The sequence below is a fragment of the Vibrio atypicus genome (assembly GCF_009811315.1).
Taxonomy (GTDB): domain Bacteria; phylum Pseudomonadota; class Gammaproteobacteria; order Enterobacterales; family Vibrionaceae; genus Vibrio; species Vibrio atypicus.
In genome coordinates this window covers 91,227-107,487 of the sequence record NZ_BLID01000001.1, presented here as the reverse complement: position 1 = coordinate 107,487, position 16,261 = coordinate 91,227, and the positions used below count along the sequence as shown (strand labels likewise).

13 protein-coding genes are annotated in these 16,261 nt (G+C 43.9%); 5 read left to right on the top strand and 8 right to left on the bottom strand.

What is annotated here, in order from left to right:
- The first annotated feature begins 76 nt into the window (after nt 1-76).
- The gene (locus GVO60_RS00455; RefSeq protein ID WP_159650549.1) at nt 77-685 is read left to right on the top strand and encodes a YitT family protein; all 609 of its coding nucleotides are present in this window, start codon (nt 77-79) and stop codon (nt 683-685) included.
- A gap of 205 nt (nt 686-890) precedes the next feature.
- Nucleotides 891-1,043, top strand: a complete 153-nt coding sequence (locus GVO60_RS22380) for a hypothetical protein (RefSeq protein ID WP_167522320.1) — start codon at nt 891-893, stop codon at nt 1,041-1,043.
- 85 nt (nt 1,044-1,128) lie between these two features.
- On the opposite strand, the gene GVO60_RS00450 is transcribed toward GVO60_RS22380, so the two are convergent.
- The 4 genes from GVO60_RS00450 to GVO60_RS00435 all read right to left on the bottom strand — a co-directional run bounded on the left by GVO60_RS00450 (nt 1,129) and on the right by GVO60_RS00435 (nt 4,779).
- Nucleotides 1,129-2,526, bottom strand: a complete 1,398-nt coding sequence (locus GVO60_RS00450; protein WP_159651393.1) for a sensor histidine kinase — start codon at nt 2,524-2,526, stop codon at nt 1,129-1,131.
- Nucleotides 2,527-2,553: 27 nt separating this feature from the next.
- Entirely contained in the window at nt 2,554-3,330 is a 777-nt protein-coding gene (locus tag GVO60_RS00445) for a response regulator transcription factor (RefSeq protein WP_159650547.1), read from the bottom strand.
- 89 nt (nt 3,331-3,419) lie between these two features.
- The gene (locus GVO60_RS00440) at nt 3,420-4,115 is read right to left on the bottom strand and encodes a spondin domain-containing protein (RefSeq protein ID WP_159650545.1); all 696 of its coding nucleotides are present in this window, start codon (nt 4,113-4,115) and stop codon (nt 3,420-3,422) included.
- Nucleotides 4,116-4,125: 10 nt separating this feature from the next.
- Complete coding sequence (locus GVO60_RS00435; RefSeq protein ID WP_371862427.1) at nt 4,126-4,779, bottom strand: spondin domain-containing protein; 654 nt, start codon at nt 4,777-4,779, stop codon at nt 4,126-4,128.
- 505 nt (nt 4,780-5,284) lie between these two features.
- On the opposite strand from GVO60_RS00435, the gene GVO60_RS00430 reads away from it, so the two are divergent.
- Nucleotides 5,285-6,430 (top strand): efflux RND transporter periplasmic adaptor subunit, encoded by a 1,146-nt coding sequence (locus GVO60_RS00430; RefSeq protein ID WP_159650541.1) that lies wholly within the window; start codon nt 5,285-5,287, stop codon nt 6,428-6,430.
- Nucleotides 6,431-6,439: 9 nt separating this feature from the next.
- On the top strand, nt 6,440-9,559 hold the full coding sequence (locus tag GVO60_RS00425; RefSeq protein ID WP_159650539.1) for an efflux RND transporter permease subunit: 3,120 nt from the start codon (nt 6,440-6,442) through the stop codon (nt 9,557-9,559).
- A 56-nt stretch (nt 9,560-9,615) separates the two neighbouring features.
- Here GVO60_RS00425 and GVO60_RS00420 read toward each other — a convergent pair whose 3' ends face one another.
- A complete protein-coding gene (locus tag GVO60_RS00420) occupies nt 9,616-9,834 on the bottom strand; it encodes a DUF6500 family protein (RefSeq protein ID WP_159650537.1) in 219 nt (72 codons plus the stop codon).
- A 195-nt stretch (nt 9,835-10,029) separates the two neighbouring features.
- On the opposite strand from GVO60_RS00420, the gene GVO60_RS00415 reads away from it, so the two are divergent.
- Nucleotides 10,030-11,037, top strand: a complete 1,008-nt coding sequence (locus tag GVO60_RS00415) for a YadA C-terminal domain-containing protein (protein ID WP_159650535.1) — start codon at nt 10,030-10,032, stop codon at nt 11,035-11,037.
- Between the two features lie 60 nt (nt 11,038-11,097).
- Here the strand turns inward: GVO60_RS00415 and GVO60_RS00410 are convergent, their stop codons facing one another.
- Genes GVO60_RS00410 through GVO60_RS00400 form a run of 3 tightly spaced genes read right to left on the bottom strand, consistent with a single transcriptional unit; the run spans nt 11,098 to nt 16,152 of the window.
- Entirely contained in the window at nt 11,098-14,199 is a 3,102-nt protein-coding gene (locus GVO60_RS00410; RefSeq protein WP_159650533.1) for an efflux RND transporter permease subunit, read from the bottom strand.
- Nucleotides 14,196-15,506: an efflux RND transporter periplasmic adaptor subunit gene (locus tag GVO60_RS00405; protein WP_159650531.1), complete on the bottom strand. Its 1,311-nt coding sequence runs from the start codon at nt 15,504-15,506 to the stop codon at nt 14,196-14,198. Before GVO60_RS00405 ends, GVO60_RS00410 begins: the two co-directional genes overlap by 4 nt.
- Entirely contained in the window at nt 15,496-16,152 is a 657-nt protein-coding gene (locus GVO60_RS00400; protein ID WP_159650529.1) for a TetR/AcrR family transcriptional regulator, read from the bottom strand. Before GVO60_RS00400 ends, GVO60_RS00405 begins: the two co-directional genes overlap by 11 nt.
- Between the last annotated feature and the right edge of the window lie 109 nt (nt 16,153-16,261).

Genomic DNA, 16,261 nt, shown 5'->3' with positions numbered 1-16,261 from the left:
TGTTAATAATGGCGATCTTATCCGTGTTTTGGTCTGTAACTCTTTTATGACCAACTTTGTATAGGGATAGTTCATTATGGATAAAGAACATAGCTTAAGAGAGAACCTGCTCGCTCTAACATTGGGCAGTGCCTTAGTCTCTTTAGGCGTGGTATTTTTTAGTAAAGTTGGCCTTTTAACAGGTGGTACGGCTGGGTTGGCTATATTTCTTACTAAAGTTAGTGATTTTAGCTTTGGCCAAGTCTTTTTTGCTTTAAATCTTCCTTTCTACATTCTGTCGGTTACTCGTATGGGATGGCGTTTTACTGTTAATACTTTCATCGCTGTCACTATCGTTTCGGTAGCGGTGGATCACTTGCATAACGTTATTGAAATTGCACGTATTGACCCTTTCTATGCGGCTTTAATTGGTGGTGGATTGATCGGAATTGGAATGCTAGTTATCTTCCGTCATAAGATGAGTCTAGGTGGCTTCAACATTCTCGCCCTGTTTTTGCAAGAACGTTTTGGCATTCGGGCAGGTAAGGTGCAAATGGCACTCGATTGTTCAATTGTTGCTATGTCCCTGTTTATCGTTGATGTTTCCTTGATCCTGTTGTCTGTATTAGGTGCTATTGCGACTAATTTGATTTTGGCGATGAATCACAAACCGGGTCGCTATCAACCACAGGCGACAAACGCCTAATATATTGTTTTAATTGCTACACGATAACGGCTTAACTTAAGGTTAAGCCGTTTTTGTTTGTGTAAGTCATCACCTTCTTACTTGTTGCACTACGGTCTAGAGGGTTTATTTGTCATCACGACAAAATATCGGATTAGTACATGAGGCGCAGTTCATATTAAATACGCACCTAGATTTTCATCGTCTTTTATTTAAGGTGTTTAATATGTTTTCAGTTGATGATGTAGTAGTAGCAACTAAAGGTGTCGACCTAGGTCAAATGGTTGTTGTTGGTCTTAGCAGTGGTGGTGCCTACGTACACGTTAAAGTTGATGGCATGAGCCTAACTTACCCAGTTCGAGACGTTAAGAAAGCTTAATTGTTTCCTTAGCTGGAATTTAAAGCATTCATAAGAGGGGCCTGACGTAAAGTCAGGCCCCTTTTTCTTTTTAGGCTCCCCTTTGCTACGTAGTGGGAAGAGAGAAAGATTGTCGGTAGCACAACGAGCTTTTATCTTGGTGATCTATATTCAAGCGCTGGGTGTTTAAATAGCTATGGTGCATCATTAAGATAGATTGGACTATTTTAGTACCTATCCCTAGCGATCCTTGTGGAGCTGTTTCATCGACGACATTTAGAAAACTGAACTCAATGAGCTTCCCTTGGTTGTCGATATTTGCTCGGCACTCAATGATGCTATTTTTTGGACTGTGTCTGAGTGCGTTTTCAAGCAGGTTTAAGATTAAGCGCTCTAGTAACCCTTTATCACCAATGGTCAATAGATCCTCATCTAGTTCCATTTTTAACGTTACTTTTTTACGAGTAAATTGACTCTGCATCGTTTCAGCGCATTCCCCTAACAACGGATTCAACGCCACCGGAGCAAAGTGATAGCTTGGCATTTGAGGTGATTGTTTCGCTGTTAACAATAAAGTGTGTAGCTGAGCCGAGAGTTTCTGACAGTTTCGATAGGCCACATCGATCAGAGGATCAGGCTTAGGGTTCTGTATTTGCCATGTCTCTAGATATCCCAGCACACTCGACAACGGTGTTTTCAGGTCATGACTTAACTGAACCAAACTATCGCGGCGTTGGCTAGCTTGATATTCCAGTTGTAAAAATTGTTGTTGAATGTGCTTAGCCATCAGTTGATAAGAGCGTGCAATCGGCACAAGCTCTGGCACTTGATTGGTAAACCCGGGTTGTAAACGAAAATCTTGCTCGGATTGCTGTTGCAGTTTACGCGTAACTTGTTCAATGGGGCTAAGTAAGCTCTGTTTTACTAGCCAATAAGCACCAATAGCAAATCCTAGGATGGAGATAAGGATCAGCCCAGCTAAAGCGATGTATGGTGTATCGACTTGCGCTTTTTCGATAGCGGAATATCGACTACTACCAATCACGACATAAAGGTACCCCACTGTAGAGCCGAGCTCTTTGATAGCTGCGACGGAGAACACTTTCTGTTTATCTGGAGCTCGTGGATCGTCGCCTAAAATAGGGAATGTCTCGTTAGCAAGGAATCTGTTTATTGGCTCAAGATCGACTTGCGGTTTTATTAATGTATTGTCGGGAGCAGCGTGGGTGGTGATGACGCCTTGGCTATCAAGAAAATAGATCTCAAAATCAGGACCAATCAGCATTAAGGTATGAAAAATAGACTTTAGCGCCTTAGGGTTGTAATCCGTCCCAATCATCAATGGATTGTCATCGCGCATATGCGTGGCTAAGTTTTTATGCAGTTGTTGGGTTGCTCGCTGTTCTATGGTTTCGCGCTGCCAATGGTAAGTAAGAGCAATCAAAACCATAGCTAAGCAAAACCATAGCGCCGTAAAAAGTACCAGTCGTGACTTAAAGCTCATCATAGACGTTTCCTTGTATGACCAAGCTCATTGCGGCGATGTCATTGGCTGAAATTTGTAACCAACCCCCCAAACGGTTTGAATAAAGCGATGATCTTTGCTTTCTTTCACTTTTGTTAATGAACCTTCTGGTGACGCTGTCACTTCTAGTTTGCGTCTTAGTCGATTAATGGTGCTACAGACGGTATGATGATAACCACTATGATTGGTGTTCCAAACATGGTCTAGTAATTCATCTTTGCTATAGACACGCCCTGGGCGAGAAGCAAGGAATCGCAATAAAGTAAATTCAGTTACAGTGAGATCTATCTCTTTTTCGTGCATGGAGATTTTGTGCAGCTCGGGATGGATCGTAAGCGGCCCAAAACTCATTGAAGCGATTTTTTCTGACTCTTCGGTGTTGCTCAACCCTGTTTGAAGGCGGCGCTGAAGAATATTTCTTACCCGCGCTTGGAATTCGAGAACGCCAAAAGGCTTTGTCATATAATCGTCTACTCCAATTTCTAAGCCATCGACTTTATCCATTTCACTGTCTCTTGCCGTTAAGATTAAGACGGGTAACCAGTCGTCTCGCTGGCGTATTTGGGCGCAAATATCAAGCCCGTCGCCATCAGGCAGTCCGCGATCGAGAATGATCAAATCAAAATTTTGTTGATGATAGAGTTCCATTGCCTGCGCGCAGTTTTGGACTCTAGTCACTTGGTGGCCCTGAAACTTCAAATGCATTTTTATTAGCTCAGCCAAATCATTGTCATCTTCTGCTAATAAAATTGAAGCGACCAAATTTATTGGTTGTTTTTCCATGCAATTTTCCCTGCTCTGAGTCGGCATACTGAGTAGATGACCAGAGCAGGGGACGATAACTTTCATCGAATAATCGTAATGAGCGGCGACTATTCAACTCTAGTGATGGTTAACTTCGCCCCAGGATTGAGGAAGCGATGATTCGCTGAAAGTGCGGACTGGGTTAACCCATCGTCTTGGCTAATAATGCCAGCGTGAAACGAAACAGCGTCACTGGTATCGTTGCGCTCAGCATTGAAACCTTCACCACCGCCAGCTGGCCCTGGAATAGCCGCAGCAAGCTCGTCATTGAGCTCAGTGCCAGAATCCCAGACATTCATGCTCATCTCATAGCTTTCGCCGACAGAGAGGTTTTTGAGCGATAAACCTGTTTCACCCACAAAGGCATCATTGGTATTCACCAACATGGATGCGACCGAAAGATAGCCTGACTGTTTAGGATCAATGGTTATGGTCACTTGGTCTGACTGACCTGGTAAAATTAAACCATTTCCAGAAGTAGCATGAGTAATATTGTCGTCACTATCCATTAATGCGATAAGTTCGGCATTACTGCCACCCTCTGCGAGGTGCTCCAACTCAACAGAAGAAGGCTGGCCAACTTGAAAAAGCTGGTAGTTGCGGTTGTGAGCCATGACAGCCAAAGGTGACAGTGGTTGATTGGCCGTTAGGTTGGAAACCTGAACATCATAGCGATACGATTGGGTTTTCGCATCATTGTTGTCACTAGGACAACCAGCCAGCACGCCTACAGATGCGGCGATAAAGAGTAGTCTAAATTTCATAGCTATCTCCTTACTTAACAACAACAGTCATAGTTGCCACAGGGTTTAACCAGCGGTGAGCACTATTACTCAAATCACTGATACCGCCCGTTGCGTCGCTATCACCTAAATTACCTGGGTGAACATGCACTTTGTCATTGCTGACGGCGGTTTCAACACCTGTGCCGCCAGAGCCAAAGGTAATAAATGGCGGGTTAGGCATACTCCCAGCTAGTTCATCATTGGCTTCAGTGCCCGCGTCATAGCTGCGAAGCGTGGTTTTATATGTGCCTGGCTCCTCTGGGATTTTCCAACTGTCCAGTCCGACAAATCCATCATTGGTTGGCAGTAGCATTGCGCTTAGAGACAAATATTCGAAATTGCCACTGTCTATCGTAAACGTTGTAGCAATACCTGGATTTAGAATTCCACTTGCCGGGTTCTCAACCACGGTAGCACCAGCATTACCTAGCAGAGATGACAAGCCGGAAATATCACCACCTTCTGCCATTGCTTCTAACTCTGCAGATGCCGCTTCTCCTGTTTTAAACATGTGGATGTCTGCGTTGTGTGCAGCGACTACGAGCGGCGTAAAGTAGATACCTTTTGTGGCATTTGTGACCGTGATTTCAAGCTCTGCAGCGTGTACTGAACTTGCACCTATTGAGAGAGCAAGTGAAGTCATAACTAAGCCAAGTTTTGTAGAATTTGTCATTGTGATTCCATCCTTTTTGTATTGAGAGTCAGTGGCGTTTGGTTTGGGAGCCGCTGTGCCTTTCTCTAAAGGATGACGAAGGAATCTATCAGTAACTTCATTGAATTCTCATAAGAATCTCACAACTTATTCGCTATTTTTTAGCAATGAGTGTACGAAATCGATTAATACGAGGTGGTTAAATTTACCTACTTGTAATTGTATTCGCCAAGGTGATGAGTTTCTGTGTGATTGGTTATTCTTTAACTATATGAAATTGTTAGATTTATCTCCTGGCATTCTCTTTGCTTTAGGTTCGTTTGTGAAATGAAAATAGATAAAATTACGTATTCATTTGAATTTTTTATAAATCAATCAAGTGTAGGGGATAGTTTCTCGTAAATTGATGTCGAACCCTCAGTTTATACGTACAACAATAATTATTTTCATTTTGGTTACGTCACCAGAACAGCATCATACCCAATAAGGAATGTTCATGATCATTAAGTCGTTACGTTGGTTATTACCTTGTCTTATTTTAGCTGGAGCCTACGGAGGTTATACGGCGATAGCTTCAACTGGACCTGAAACCTCAGAAGAAGAAGTTAAAAACACCTTACCAATAGTGACCGTTGCACCTATTCAATCAAGCGATTACAAGGTTGTGATTACCAGTCACGGCGAGCTTCAACCCGTTGAAGTTACGCAGCTTTCAGCGCAAGTATCCGGAGAAGTGATTAGTTGGCACCCAAATTTTGTTGTTGGTGGAGTCGTGAAGCGCGGAGAAGTCTTATTTAGTATTGAAAGCGATAATTACCAAGCTGCGGTTTTGCAAGCTGAGGCTCAACTTGCTAGCGCGAAAGCCAATTTGATTGAAGAGAAAGCAAAGGCTGAAGTGGCTAAGCGACAAGCTAAACGACTACCAGAGAAGCAAGTCACTGATTTGTATCTTAGAAAGCCCCAAGTTCTGAGTGCATCCGCGCAAGTCAAATCTGCTCAAGCGGAACTAAAGCGAGCAAAACGTGATTTAGAAAACTGCAAAATCGTCGCTCCTTATGATGCATTAGTGGTCTCGCGTGATATTGGTGTCGGCCAATTTATCACTGCAGGTGCTCATGTCGCTACGTTAAACAATGTGGAAGCGGGTGAAGTTCATATTCCAATCGCAGGCTTTGATAGTGCTTTTCTTCCTAAAAACTACGCAGGGTTAGATGCGAGAGTTATTCAGCGTGGTATTTCAAATGTAGAACGTGAAGGAAAAATCGAGCGTGATCTTGGCGTGGTTGATAGCAGTACTCGGATGATTAATGTTGTCGTGAGTGTTGCAGACCCATATGCGATTGATTCGTCCGCAATGCCGCTTAAGTTTGGTTCTTACGTTGAAGTACAGTTTGTTGGTAAGGAGCTAAAACACATCTATCGACTACCGCAAGAGCTTGTAAATAATCAACAAGTTTGGGTTGTAAACGATAAAGGTGAGCTTGAACCGAGAAAGGTCAATGTTCTGCGAGCAGAGAAAGAGTTCATGTTGATTGGTGAAGGGCTATTCGATGATGACCAAATCGTATTGACTGTTCCTGAATACCCACAAAAAGGGTTGTTGGTTGATGTTAACGTCGCAGAAAACGTGATGACTCACTAGGGATTTCACATGGAAGAGACAAAACAAAAAGGGCTCATTGCTTACTTCGCTAATAATTCTGTCGCAGCAAACTTGTTGATGGTCTTTATACTTATCGTCGGTACAGCGAGCTTTTTCCTGATTCAAAAACAGATGTTTCCAAATATTGAGGTGAACTACATCAACGTGAGTGCGCAGTATCCGGGCGCGTCACCTCAAGAAGTGGAAGAAAGCATACTAATTAAAATTGAAGAGTCACTGAAAGATGTCACCGGTATCAAGAAGGCCGTTTCAACCGCTAGTCGAGGAAGTGGCAGTATTGAGCTTGAGATTGAAGTTGACGAAAAAATTGAAGATGTACTCGATAAGGTCAAGCAAAAAGTCGATTCGATTGCGAACTTTCCAGCGGCGATGGAGCCTGTACAGGTTTATCAATTTGAGTTTCGCCAAGATGTGATTGAAATGGCGATTGTCGGCAACCGCTCGTTACTCGAGTTAAAACCGATTGCCAAGCAGATTGAAGACGAACTCTTGCAATTGCAGAACGTGGCTTTGGTTGAGTTAGGCGCACCTCAATATGAAATCGCAATTGAAGTTGAGCCTCGAGTTCTTCAAAAATACAGTCTAACGCTGAATGATGTCAGTCAGGCAATTCAACGATTCTCTGCAAACTACTCAGCGGGTGAAGTTCGAACCAATTCTGGGATGATCTCGGTTCGTATTGAAAATCAATACTACAGCGGCGAAGAATTTCGTCAGATCCCAGTAAAGATCGGTGCGAACGGTGGCAAAGTGTTGCTACAAGATATCGCTACGATTAAAGATGGTTTTACTGAAGATGATCGATACTTCAAATACTCTGGTGAAAATGCGATTTATCTATCGGTAAAAGCGACCAAAGACCAAAATATGGTGACGGTAGCGGAGTCCGTTAAAGCGTACATAGAGCAAAAGAACAAAACCTTACCCGCGGATTTAAAAATCAAAACGCTGGTGGATATGACGTACTACCTCAACGCGCGCTTGGACATGATGTTGAAGAATTTACTGCAGGGTGCTTTCTTAGTGGCATTGATGCTGAGTATCTTCTTGCGCTTCAAGCTCGCGATGTGGGTGATGGTTGGCTTGCCAGTCTGTTTCCTAGGAGCGGTGATGCTCATGCCAGCGATTGGGGTGAGTATTAATATCGTTTCACTGTTCGCCTTTATTATGGTTCTGGGTATCGTTGTTGATGACGCCATTGTTATAGGTGAAAGCGCGTATACAGAAATTGAGAAGAAAGGCGGCGGCGTAGAAAACGTTGTGCGTGGTGTTAAACGTGTCGCGACACCTGCAACATTCGGCGTGTTGACCACTATCGCAGTGTTTGCCCCTTTCTTGATGTCTAAAGGGATTGAGCGAGCTTTCTTCTTTGGTATCGCGTCTATTGTGATTCTATGTTTGATATTTAGCTTAATTGAATCGAAGTTAATACTCCCTTCGCACTTAGCACATTCAAACTTTAAGCCAATTAAGAAAGGCAGTTGGCGTGATCGCTTTAACACTAAATTCTTCAGCTTTGTTAATGGTCCTTACAAACGTTTCGTAACCGCTTGTACTCATTGGCGTTGGAGTGTGTTCACAGGCTTTGTCGCTATTTTGGTGATCAGTATCGCGATGGTGATGGCGAATTATGTTCGCATTATTCCGTCTCCTAAAGTTCCTCATGATTTCCCAAGTATTCAATTGGTGATGAACGACAACATCTCTAGTGAGCAGACTATTGATGCGTTGAAGCAGATTGAAAGCACGGTACTGACAATTGATCAGCAGATTGAAGAAGAATATGGTCAGAAGATGATCAAAGACATTCTGACATTTAACCGAGGGAGAAAGGAGGGGCGCCTAGTCATTCCTCTGGTGGATGAAGAGCTTCGTCCTTTCAACACCTTCGAATTGGCAAGGCGTTGGCGAGAGCAGATGCCAATAATTCCGGGCTTAAAAACACTGACTGTTTCGGACAACGTCAATGACGACGAGAAAGGGGATGAGTTCGGCTTTCTACTTTACGGATCTGATATCGATACTTTGAATGCTGCAGGTCGCGAGTTGATCATGACGTTAAAGCAAGAAGAAGGTCTGTTTGATATTTCATCTTCCATTGATGCAGGTAGCCAAGAGGTACTACTGTCTCTTGCCCCTGTCGCCTATGACTTAGGCCTAGATCTATTTGACATTGCCACTCAAGTCGGCGGAAGTTTCTACGGTGGCGAAGCTCAGCGCGTACTGCGTGACGGCGAAGAGATTAAAGTCATGGTGCGTTATCCTAAATTGACGCGTGAAGCCTTTTCATCGCTTCGATATGCCGTGATCACTACGCCTGAAGGCAAGAAGGTCATGCTGGGCGATGTGGTTGAGATTACCCAAAAACCAGGTGTAAGTTCGATTCGCCGTGAAGGTGGTTTCCGTAGTGTCTATGTTTACGGTTCGATTGATGAGGAACGAGTTGAACCCGGCGCGATTGTGGAGCAGGTGAACAGTACCATTATTCCGACTATTTTGGCCAAATACTCAGGAGTGAAGAGTGAGTTAGGCGGGACAATTGAGGAACAACAAGCTCAGCAAAATGAGCAGAAGATCTTCTTCGTCGCAGGGATGATTATTGTGTACATCCTACTCGCCGTACCGCTTAAGAGTTACACGCAACCATTGATCATTATGTCAGTGATTCCGTTTAGTTTGACCGGAGCAATATGGGGCCACTATTGGTTTGGTTTAGACCTCAGCATGATGTCGACATTTGGTTTGATTGCAGCGGCTGGTGTAGTGATAAATGATTCGCTCGTCATGACAGATTACGTCAATAAAGTACGCAGTGAAGGTGTGGCAATCAAAGAAGCGGTGATAGAAGCAGGCTGTGCAAGGTTCAGGGCTATTACCTTAACTTCAATAACCACCTTTGTTGGTGTCTTGCCAATCATGTTTGAGACGAGCCTGCAGGCGAAGTTTGTAATACCGATGGCGGTTGCCTTAGGCTTTGCGGTATTGTTCGCGACCTTACTAACTTTGGTATTAGTGCCTTGTCTGTATTTAATGCTCAATGATATTAAGGCGCTCTTTTCCAAATTGAAGCACCTGTTCAAGCGTAAGCAACAAGCTGTAACGTCATAAAAAGTAAAGGCGGAGTTAATCTCTGCCTTTATTATTCTTCACCTTTGATATCGTTGCTATTTGCCCTCTTCAATCATGGCGATGATCTTGTGCGCTTTTTCGAAATGGTCAAGTTGATGGGTTTGGATCCACCAAGTTGCCGCTTCCATCAATAGCTCTGGGTTGTCGTTTTTATTGGCAAAAAAGGCGTAAAAAGAGACACCTACATTATCGCCTTTTTGTTGAATTTTCTTGTTGCATACCGCAACGACTTTTTCTCTTAAGGTTTGTCTCACAAGCCTGTCCCTATTTACTCGGAATGGAGAGGATAGGGAATTTTTATAACTGGAGCAAATGAATGTCAAAGTGATAATACAAGATGGTAATAAGTATTGCTTATTAATGATGTTAGCAAAGGTTATTTCTAATAAGTCGGATGATTGCTCAAAATACACAACATAAATTTTGAACATCATTTGGAACTTATCTATATGAAAAAGCAATTACTAATCACTTCAATTATCGCTTCATTTGGTTTAGCCGCTTCACCAGCAATGGCTTGGTACAACTGGTCAGTTGATGATAGTACGGGTGTTGTTACTGACTCAAATGGCAACACATACACTTCGGTAGACAGCGGTCTTGGGAATAAAGTACATGCCTTAGAAGATGAGAATGGCAATATTTTTTATGTAAAAAAGAACCAAGATGGAAACTATGAAATTTACAACACAGATGGCAACTTGGTGAACCGAGTCTCTGGTAGTCACGTTGATTATGATGGTGGGTTTGGTTTGGAACCTCAACCACCGCGTCCAGAAAAGAAACCACCAACGTGGGGTGGAGATAACACAACTGAAGGCAAACTAGACTACGTTGTGAGTGGTAAAAATGGTCGAGATGTTCTAGTTAATGGCGAACAATACCGTGTAGTTGGGAATGAAGATGGTGTATGGGAAGGAGTGAACAGTAATGGTGACCGATTCTTTGCACGTAAAGATGAAAATGGCGACTGGTTGATTACAGATTCTGATGGTAATACTGTTTACGAAGGTGAAGCGAACCAACAATCACCAACTCAACCACCTGTTGATAATTCACCTGATCGCCCATCACCAGATCAACCTGACGTTGCGCCGCCAATCAATGATGATGTCATTGCTGGCTTGCCACGAAGCGATGTGGATGATCTTAGAGCTGATTTTGAAGCGTTTGCCGCGGAAACAAATCAACGCTTCTTGAAAATGGAAGATAAAATGGACCAAGTTGGTGCAAGCTTACACGCAACGGTTAACGCGAGACCAATGGTAACGAATGGACAGACTGCTTTTGGTGCAGGTGTTGGTTTTGCTGGCGAGGTTGAAGCGGTAGCCATTGGTGCGGCTCATTCTTTTGAAGGAACTGGATGGAGTGTTTCTGGTACCATCAATTATGCAAGTGGTACAAAGAATATCTCGTCTGATGTTAGTGGTGGTGCGGGCGTACAGTTCTCTTGGTAGACGGATTCTATCAAATATAAAAAAAGCGGCTTCGTTGCCGCTTTTTTACATTTAAGCTTTCTATATTTCTTCGTGCTTATGGACCAACCCAAAATCTGCGAGAACCGCATAGGCTGCTGGGATCATAAAGAGCACCAAGAGTGTTGAGGCAAAGATACCGAAGACAATTGAAATCACCAAGGGTTGTATAACTTGCGCCTGTAGACTTGTTTCTGTTAAGAGTGGCAATAGACCAGCAGCCGTGGTGATGGATGTTAGGAATACGGCTCTGAATCGCTCTCGGCTCGCTTTGACAACGGAGTCGTGAACGTTGTCTCCTTCATCCACATGGTGCCTAATGTATTGCACCAGCAGTATTGAATCATTGACCACAATACCCGCTAATGAAACAAATCCCATCATGCTTGGCATACTTAGAGAGTGCCCAAGTAAAATATGCCCCCATACGACACCAATAAAGGCCAGTGGTATGGCTAGCATAACCACCACTGGTTCTAAGTAGCTGCGGAACTGATAGCTAAGAATTGCGAAAACGCCGAATAACCCAAGAGCGAATCCTTTGCCCATAGAGGCGCCGGTTTCCGCTGTATCTTTAGCTTCACCTTCAAAATCGAAACGAAGCCCCGGGTATTTGGCCATTAGCTTAGGCGCTTCTTGCTGTTGGAATTGACGAATAATGGCCGTGGAATTTGCCTTTGTGTTATCCGTATCGCCGAACACGCTGATTGTTCTTAAACCGTCAATGCGTTGAATTCGAACATAGTTACGCTGAAAATCGAGCGTTGCTATTGTCGCGAGAGGGATCTGGCTTCCGTCTGGCATGATTATTGGGAAATTCGCCAATGCTTGAAGATCGCCAGCTTGAACCTTATTTAGGCGAACTTCAATCGAGATGTTTTCGACCCCAACTTGAATCTCATCGGCGGTTTGGCCAAAGAATGCAGCCCGCAGTTGACCTGCAATCAATTGGCCGTTGACGCCATAGGTTTCCGCGCCGGGACGAAGCTTCACGAGCACTTCTTCTTTACCCATACGCATGTCATCCAACACGCCGTGTACGCCGTCAAACTCATTGAGGTATTGCTGTATGTCGATAGAGGCCGCTTTAAGCGCATCAAGATCGTCGTGTTTCGCACGTATCTCGATTGCACGCCCTCCTGGGCCCATAGTCGGTTGTTTGAAGACAAGAGAAATTGGGTCTGCAAGTTCGCCAATGTCTTCTCGCCACGCGGCAATAAATTCGTCAATGAGCGTGTTTCTACTTTCAGCTCCTAATAAATCCAATCGTATTGTCGCAATATGAGGGCCTGATTCATTGGCGTCTGCATTGGCATTGAATTGACTGGTGATATGTTCAACTAAAGGCGTGCCATTTTCTTTTTCTTTACTCCACTTTTCACTTAGGCGTTGTGCTGATAAAACAATCTTATCGACGACTGCCTCTGTTTGTGACAACGAAGAACCGGGTGGCAGAATGATTCTCGCTTCAGCAATATCACCATCAAGTTCTGGGAAAGGCTGAAACTTGAGGATGCCTCCAGCAATAGTGGCTACTGAAATTAACAATAGAGCCACAACGCCACCTAAAAACGCATAGCGATACTCGACAACTTTCTCTACTGCGTTGACGAGCTGGTTATTACGAAAATGCTCAAAACTATCGAGAAGTTTTTTCTTAAACTTGGCTGGTGGCTTTTCTTTTTTCTCTTTATGTAAAGAGTGAGAAAGGTGATTAGGCAGAATCAAGAATGCTTCCACTAAGCTGAGCGTTAAGACTAAAATCAACACTTGAGGGACGGCCTTGAGAACGGCACCCATTTCACCTTGCAAGAAGAGTAGACTACCGAAAATACATACCGTGGTTAGGAATGACGAAATGACACCTGGTAGTACCTTTTTCACCCCTTTAATTACAGCGTCGTCAATGTCATCACCTCTATCTAAGTGAGAGGCTATCGATTCGGCGATCACTATCGCATCATCCATCATGATACCGATAGCCATGAGTAGGCCGACCAAAGACATAATGTTGATGGACAATCCTAGCTGCGCCATCAAGAACAACCCGCCCAGGAATGCAACCGGAAGGCCAGCAGCCACCCAAAAAGAATAGCGTAGACTAAAGAACAGCCACATTGTTGCAAAGACCAGTACAATCCCTTGCCAACCGTTGCTGACCATCATTGTGAGACGGTCCCAAAGCACTGAGGAGAGATCGTTGGTCAATTCGAGCTTAACGCCATCTGGTGCGATAGCTTGCTGGTCGGTAACAAACTGGACAACGCGCTCTTTGATTCTTAAAGCATCATCTTCTTTGTTTTTGCTGATTTTTAGTAGGGCAGAAGGGTGACCATCAAAGAGTACTTTTTGTTCATCGAGCTCAAAGCGATCGGTGATGGTTGCGATATCTTTTAATCGAATAAGAGAGCCATTTGGACCAGAGCCCACAACGATGGTCTCTAGCTCTTGTGGCGTAATCTTTCGCTCGTCAAAGCGGATGAGAAAGTGTTTATCAGGCGTCTCAACATTACCGCTAGGCAGCTTTACATTTTGGCGACCGATTTGTTCGGCGATATCACCGACGCTTAGGCCAAGTTGGCGCATGGCCTGTTCATCGAGCTCTACACGAAATTGGTGATCTGAAAAGCCGGCAACATTAACTAAAGAAACACCATAATCAAGCTTTAACGTTCGCTTAAGCTGCTCTGCGTAAGCTTTTAACTCAGGCCATGTCGTATCTGCGGTGATGGCGACATCGACAACGGGTTCATTCCAATCAAGCTCTTGCACGACGGGAGATTCAATCTCTTGCGGAAAGTCATTGATAGAGTTGATCTGGGTTTGAACATCGACCAGCATCCGACCGATGTCTGCTTTCTCATCCAGCTTTAGAATTAAACGTGCAGAGCCTTCTATCGCTTCACATTGCGTTTCTTCGATGTTTGCAAGCCCATCGACAGCATCTTCCATTCGAACACAGATACTCTCTTCAACTTCCAGAGGAGATGCACCAGGATACACCACGCCAGCCATAATATAGGGTGGATCAAACTCAGGAAACGTTTCTCGTTTTATGTTTGGTAATGATGTTATCCCCAGCAACAGCAAGCTCAACATCAAAAGGTTAGCTGCGGTGGGATGTTTGGCAAAGAATCGAATCATAGGTCAGTCCCCTCTGATTGAGCTTCTTTGAGTAACATGCCTTGAATTGCAGGAAGCAAATCGTTCAGGATTAATTTCTCACCTTGTTCGATTTCTCCATCAATGATCACTTGGTTGTCTCGGCGGTAGAGCACCTCGACTTGCTGGATTTTTAAGGTGCTTTCTGGCGTCATGATGTAAATCTTGTCGCCATGCAATGCGCGCTCAGGAATCACCCAGCTTGGATTTTCTTGTCCTTCAATTTGCGCACGTACAAACATGCCATTTACGAGAGGAGGCACTGAAGTAGGGTTAAGTTGTCGATAATCTTGCGCTATTTCCAGTATTACACCGGCTGTTGCTTGTGTAGGATCCACCGTTTCGCTGATGCGAGAAACTTTAGCGGGCCAAGAGGCGCTTACATTACCACTACTTAGCTCAATAGAGGCTTCAATGAATGTGGTATCTGGCTTTGGTATGCCGGATTCGTCGCGCGAGAATTCGCCGATGCTTGAGGCTAGAGTGTGCATATCGTGAATAGAAAGCTGAGCTTCTACTTCCATGACATCAATACCATGCGCAGTGATCATAACTTGTTGAATGTTGACCACTTGATCTTGCTCGATATCTACGCTTGAAATACGAAGATCATAAGGCAGGGTAATAATGGTTCGTTCTAGAGAGCGTTGAGCCTCTTCTACTTTGGAGTTATTCACTTTAACCAAGGCTTCGGCAACGCGCTTTTCATCGGGCATGAGACCGATTTGATTTTCAATATCGAGAACCAGCTTGCGTTGTGATAGCGCGCTTTGCTCTTGTTGATCCACATCTGACTGAGAGGTAAGCCCTTTCTTACGTAGATTTTGTTTTCTTGCTAATTCTTTGTTGGCAATCTCTAAGCGGTTTTTTTCAATCTTGAGCGTTTGTTTCAGGTTTTGTTCTTCTTGACCAAGCTTAGCGAGAGAGGTGAGGGCAGATTTGAGGTCAGCTTGTGCTTGGACGAGTTTTAGTTCGTAATCAAGAGGGTCAATGCGCAATACTTCAGTACCGGCTTTGATCACTTGGCCTTTTTCTAGTTGAGGATTGCGATAGACGACTTTGCCCGAAACTTCGGCTATTGCTTTCCATTCGACCTTAGGCTCGATTTTACCGAACCCTATTGCTAGCGGGGCCATTGAGCGAAGTTCTAAGGGGGCGGTGTTCACTAACCTTGCTCTGTCACCAGCCGGTTTAATAGGTAAGTCTGGCTGGAGTTTGATAGCAGCCACCAACGCAATGACGCCGACAGCGAGAGCAGGGAAAAAGAGCAGTTTCTTATTAACTTTCATGTTGTTCGCCTTGCGTGTTTAAAAAACCATGTTTCATTAGATCTATGTTGTGCTCAATGAGCCTATCGAGAAATTCTTCACTCAGTTCAATACCGTGTAGACCTAGCATGGCGCTTGGTACAATGAATGGGAAAACCATCAAACTGATGTAGGAAACCTTACACAGTAAAGGGTCGACGCCAGGCTTTAATATTCCGCTATCTGTCATACGTTTAAACATGACACTTTGCATTGGTTGAGTGACATCGAGAAATACTTTTTCTAGTAACTTACGTTGTGTCTCTGATGGCGACATTGTCATCACTTGCATAATCAGACGTGGAAATTGAGGAACTTTGATCATCTCGCGATAATAGGTACGCATGATCTCTAAAAAATTTCGCTGAGAACTATCTGATAACAATTGCTGCATTTGGATCTGCATGGGCGCCATTGTCTCGCGCAACATAGTCTCAAATAGTCCCTCTTTGTTACCGAAGTAATAGCGGATCATAGCGACATTGACACCAGCGCGATTTGCTATAAGTCGAGTAGAAACTTTGTCGTATGCCATAACAGTAAAGAGTTCTCGAGCTTGCTCGATTAGCTTCTCGCGAGCATCGATTTTTTCGCTGGGTCGACCCGCTTTACGATTTGTGTCTGCCATTGTGATTACCATAATTAAACATACGATTAATTATAGAGGTTGGTTAAGGGAGTGGTAGGCGATTAATTCATCATTATTTAATCAACTGATTAATTTTTTGATTTATGTG

Excerpts from the sequence above, each read along its gene's own strand:
- GVO60_RS00455 (WP_159650549.1), top strand. The coding sequence starts at position 77 with ATGGATAAAGAACATAGCTTAAGAGAGAACCTGCTCGCTCTAACATTG.
- GVO60_RS22380 (WP_167522320.1), top strand. The coding sequence starts at position 891 with ATGTTTTCAGTTGATGATGTAGTAGTAGCAACTAAAGGTGTCGACCTA.
- GVO60_RS00450 (WP_159651393.1), bottom strand. The coding sequence starts at position 2,526 with ATGAGCTTTAAGTCACGACTGGTACTTTTTACGGCGCTATGGTTTTGC.
- GVO60_RS00445 (WP_159650547.1), bottom strand. The coding sequence starts at position 3,330 with ATGGAAAAACAACCAATAAATTTGGTCGCTTCAATTTTATTAGCAGAA.
- GVO60_RS00440 (WP_159650545.1), bottom strand. The coding sequence starts at position 4,115 with ATGAAATTTAGACTACTCTTTATCGCCGCATCTGTAGGCGTGCTGGCT.
- GVO60_RS00435 (WP_371862427.1), bottom strand. The coding sequence starts at position 4,779 with ATGACTTCACTTGCTCTCTCAATAGGTGCAAGTTCAGTACACGCTGCA.
- GVO60_RS00430 (WP_159650541.1), top strand. The coding sequence starts at position 5,285 with ATGATCATTAAGTCGTTACGTTGGTTATTACCTTGTCTTATTTTAGCT.
- GVO60_RS00425 (WP_159650539.1), top strand. The coding sequence starts at position 6,440 with ATGGAAGAGACAAAACAAAAAGGGCTCATTGCTTACTTCGCTAATAAT.
- GVO60_RS00415 (WP_159650535.1), top strand. The coding sequence starts at position 10,030 with ATGAAAAAGCAATTACTAATCACTTCAATTATCGCTTCATTTGGTTTA.
- GVO60_RS00410 (WP_159650533.1), bottom strand. The coding sequence starts at position 14,199 with ATGATTCGATTCTTTGCCAAACATCCCACCGCAGCTAACCTTTTGATG.
- GVO60_RS00405 (WP_159650531.1), bottom strand. The coding sequence starts at position 15,506 with ATGAAAGTTAATAAGAAACTGCTCTTTTTCCCTGCTCTCGCTGTCGGC.
- GVO60_RS00400 (WP_159650529.1), bottom strand. The coding sequence starts at position 16,152 with ATGGCAGACACAAATCGTAAAGCGGGTCGACCCAGCGAAAAAATCGAT.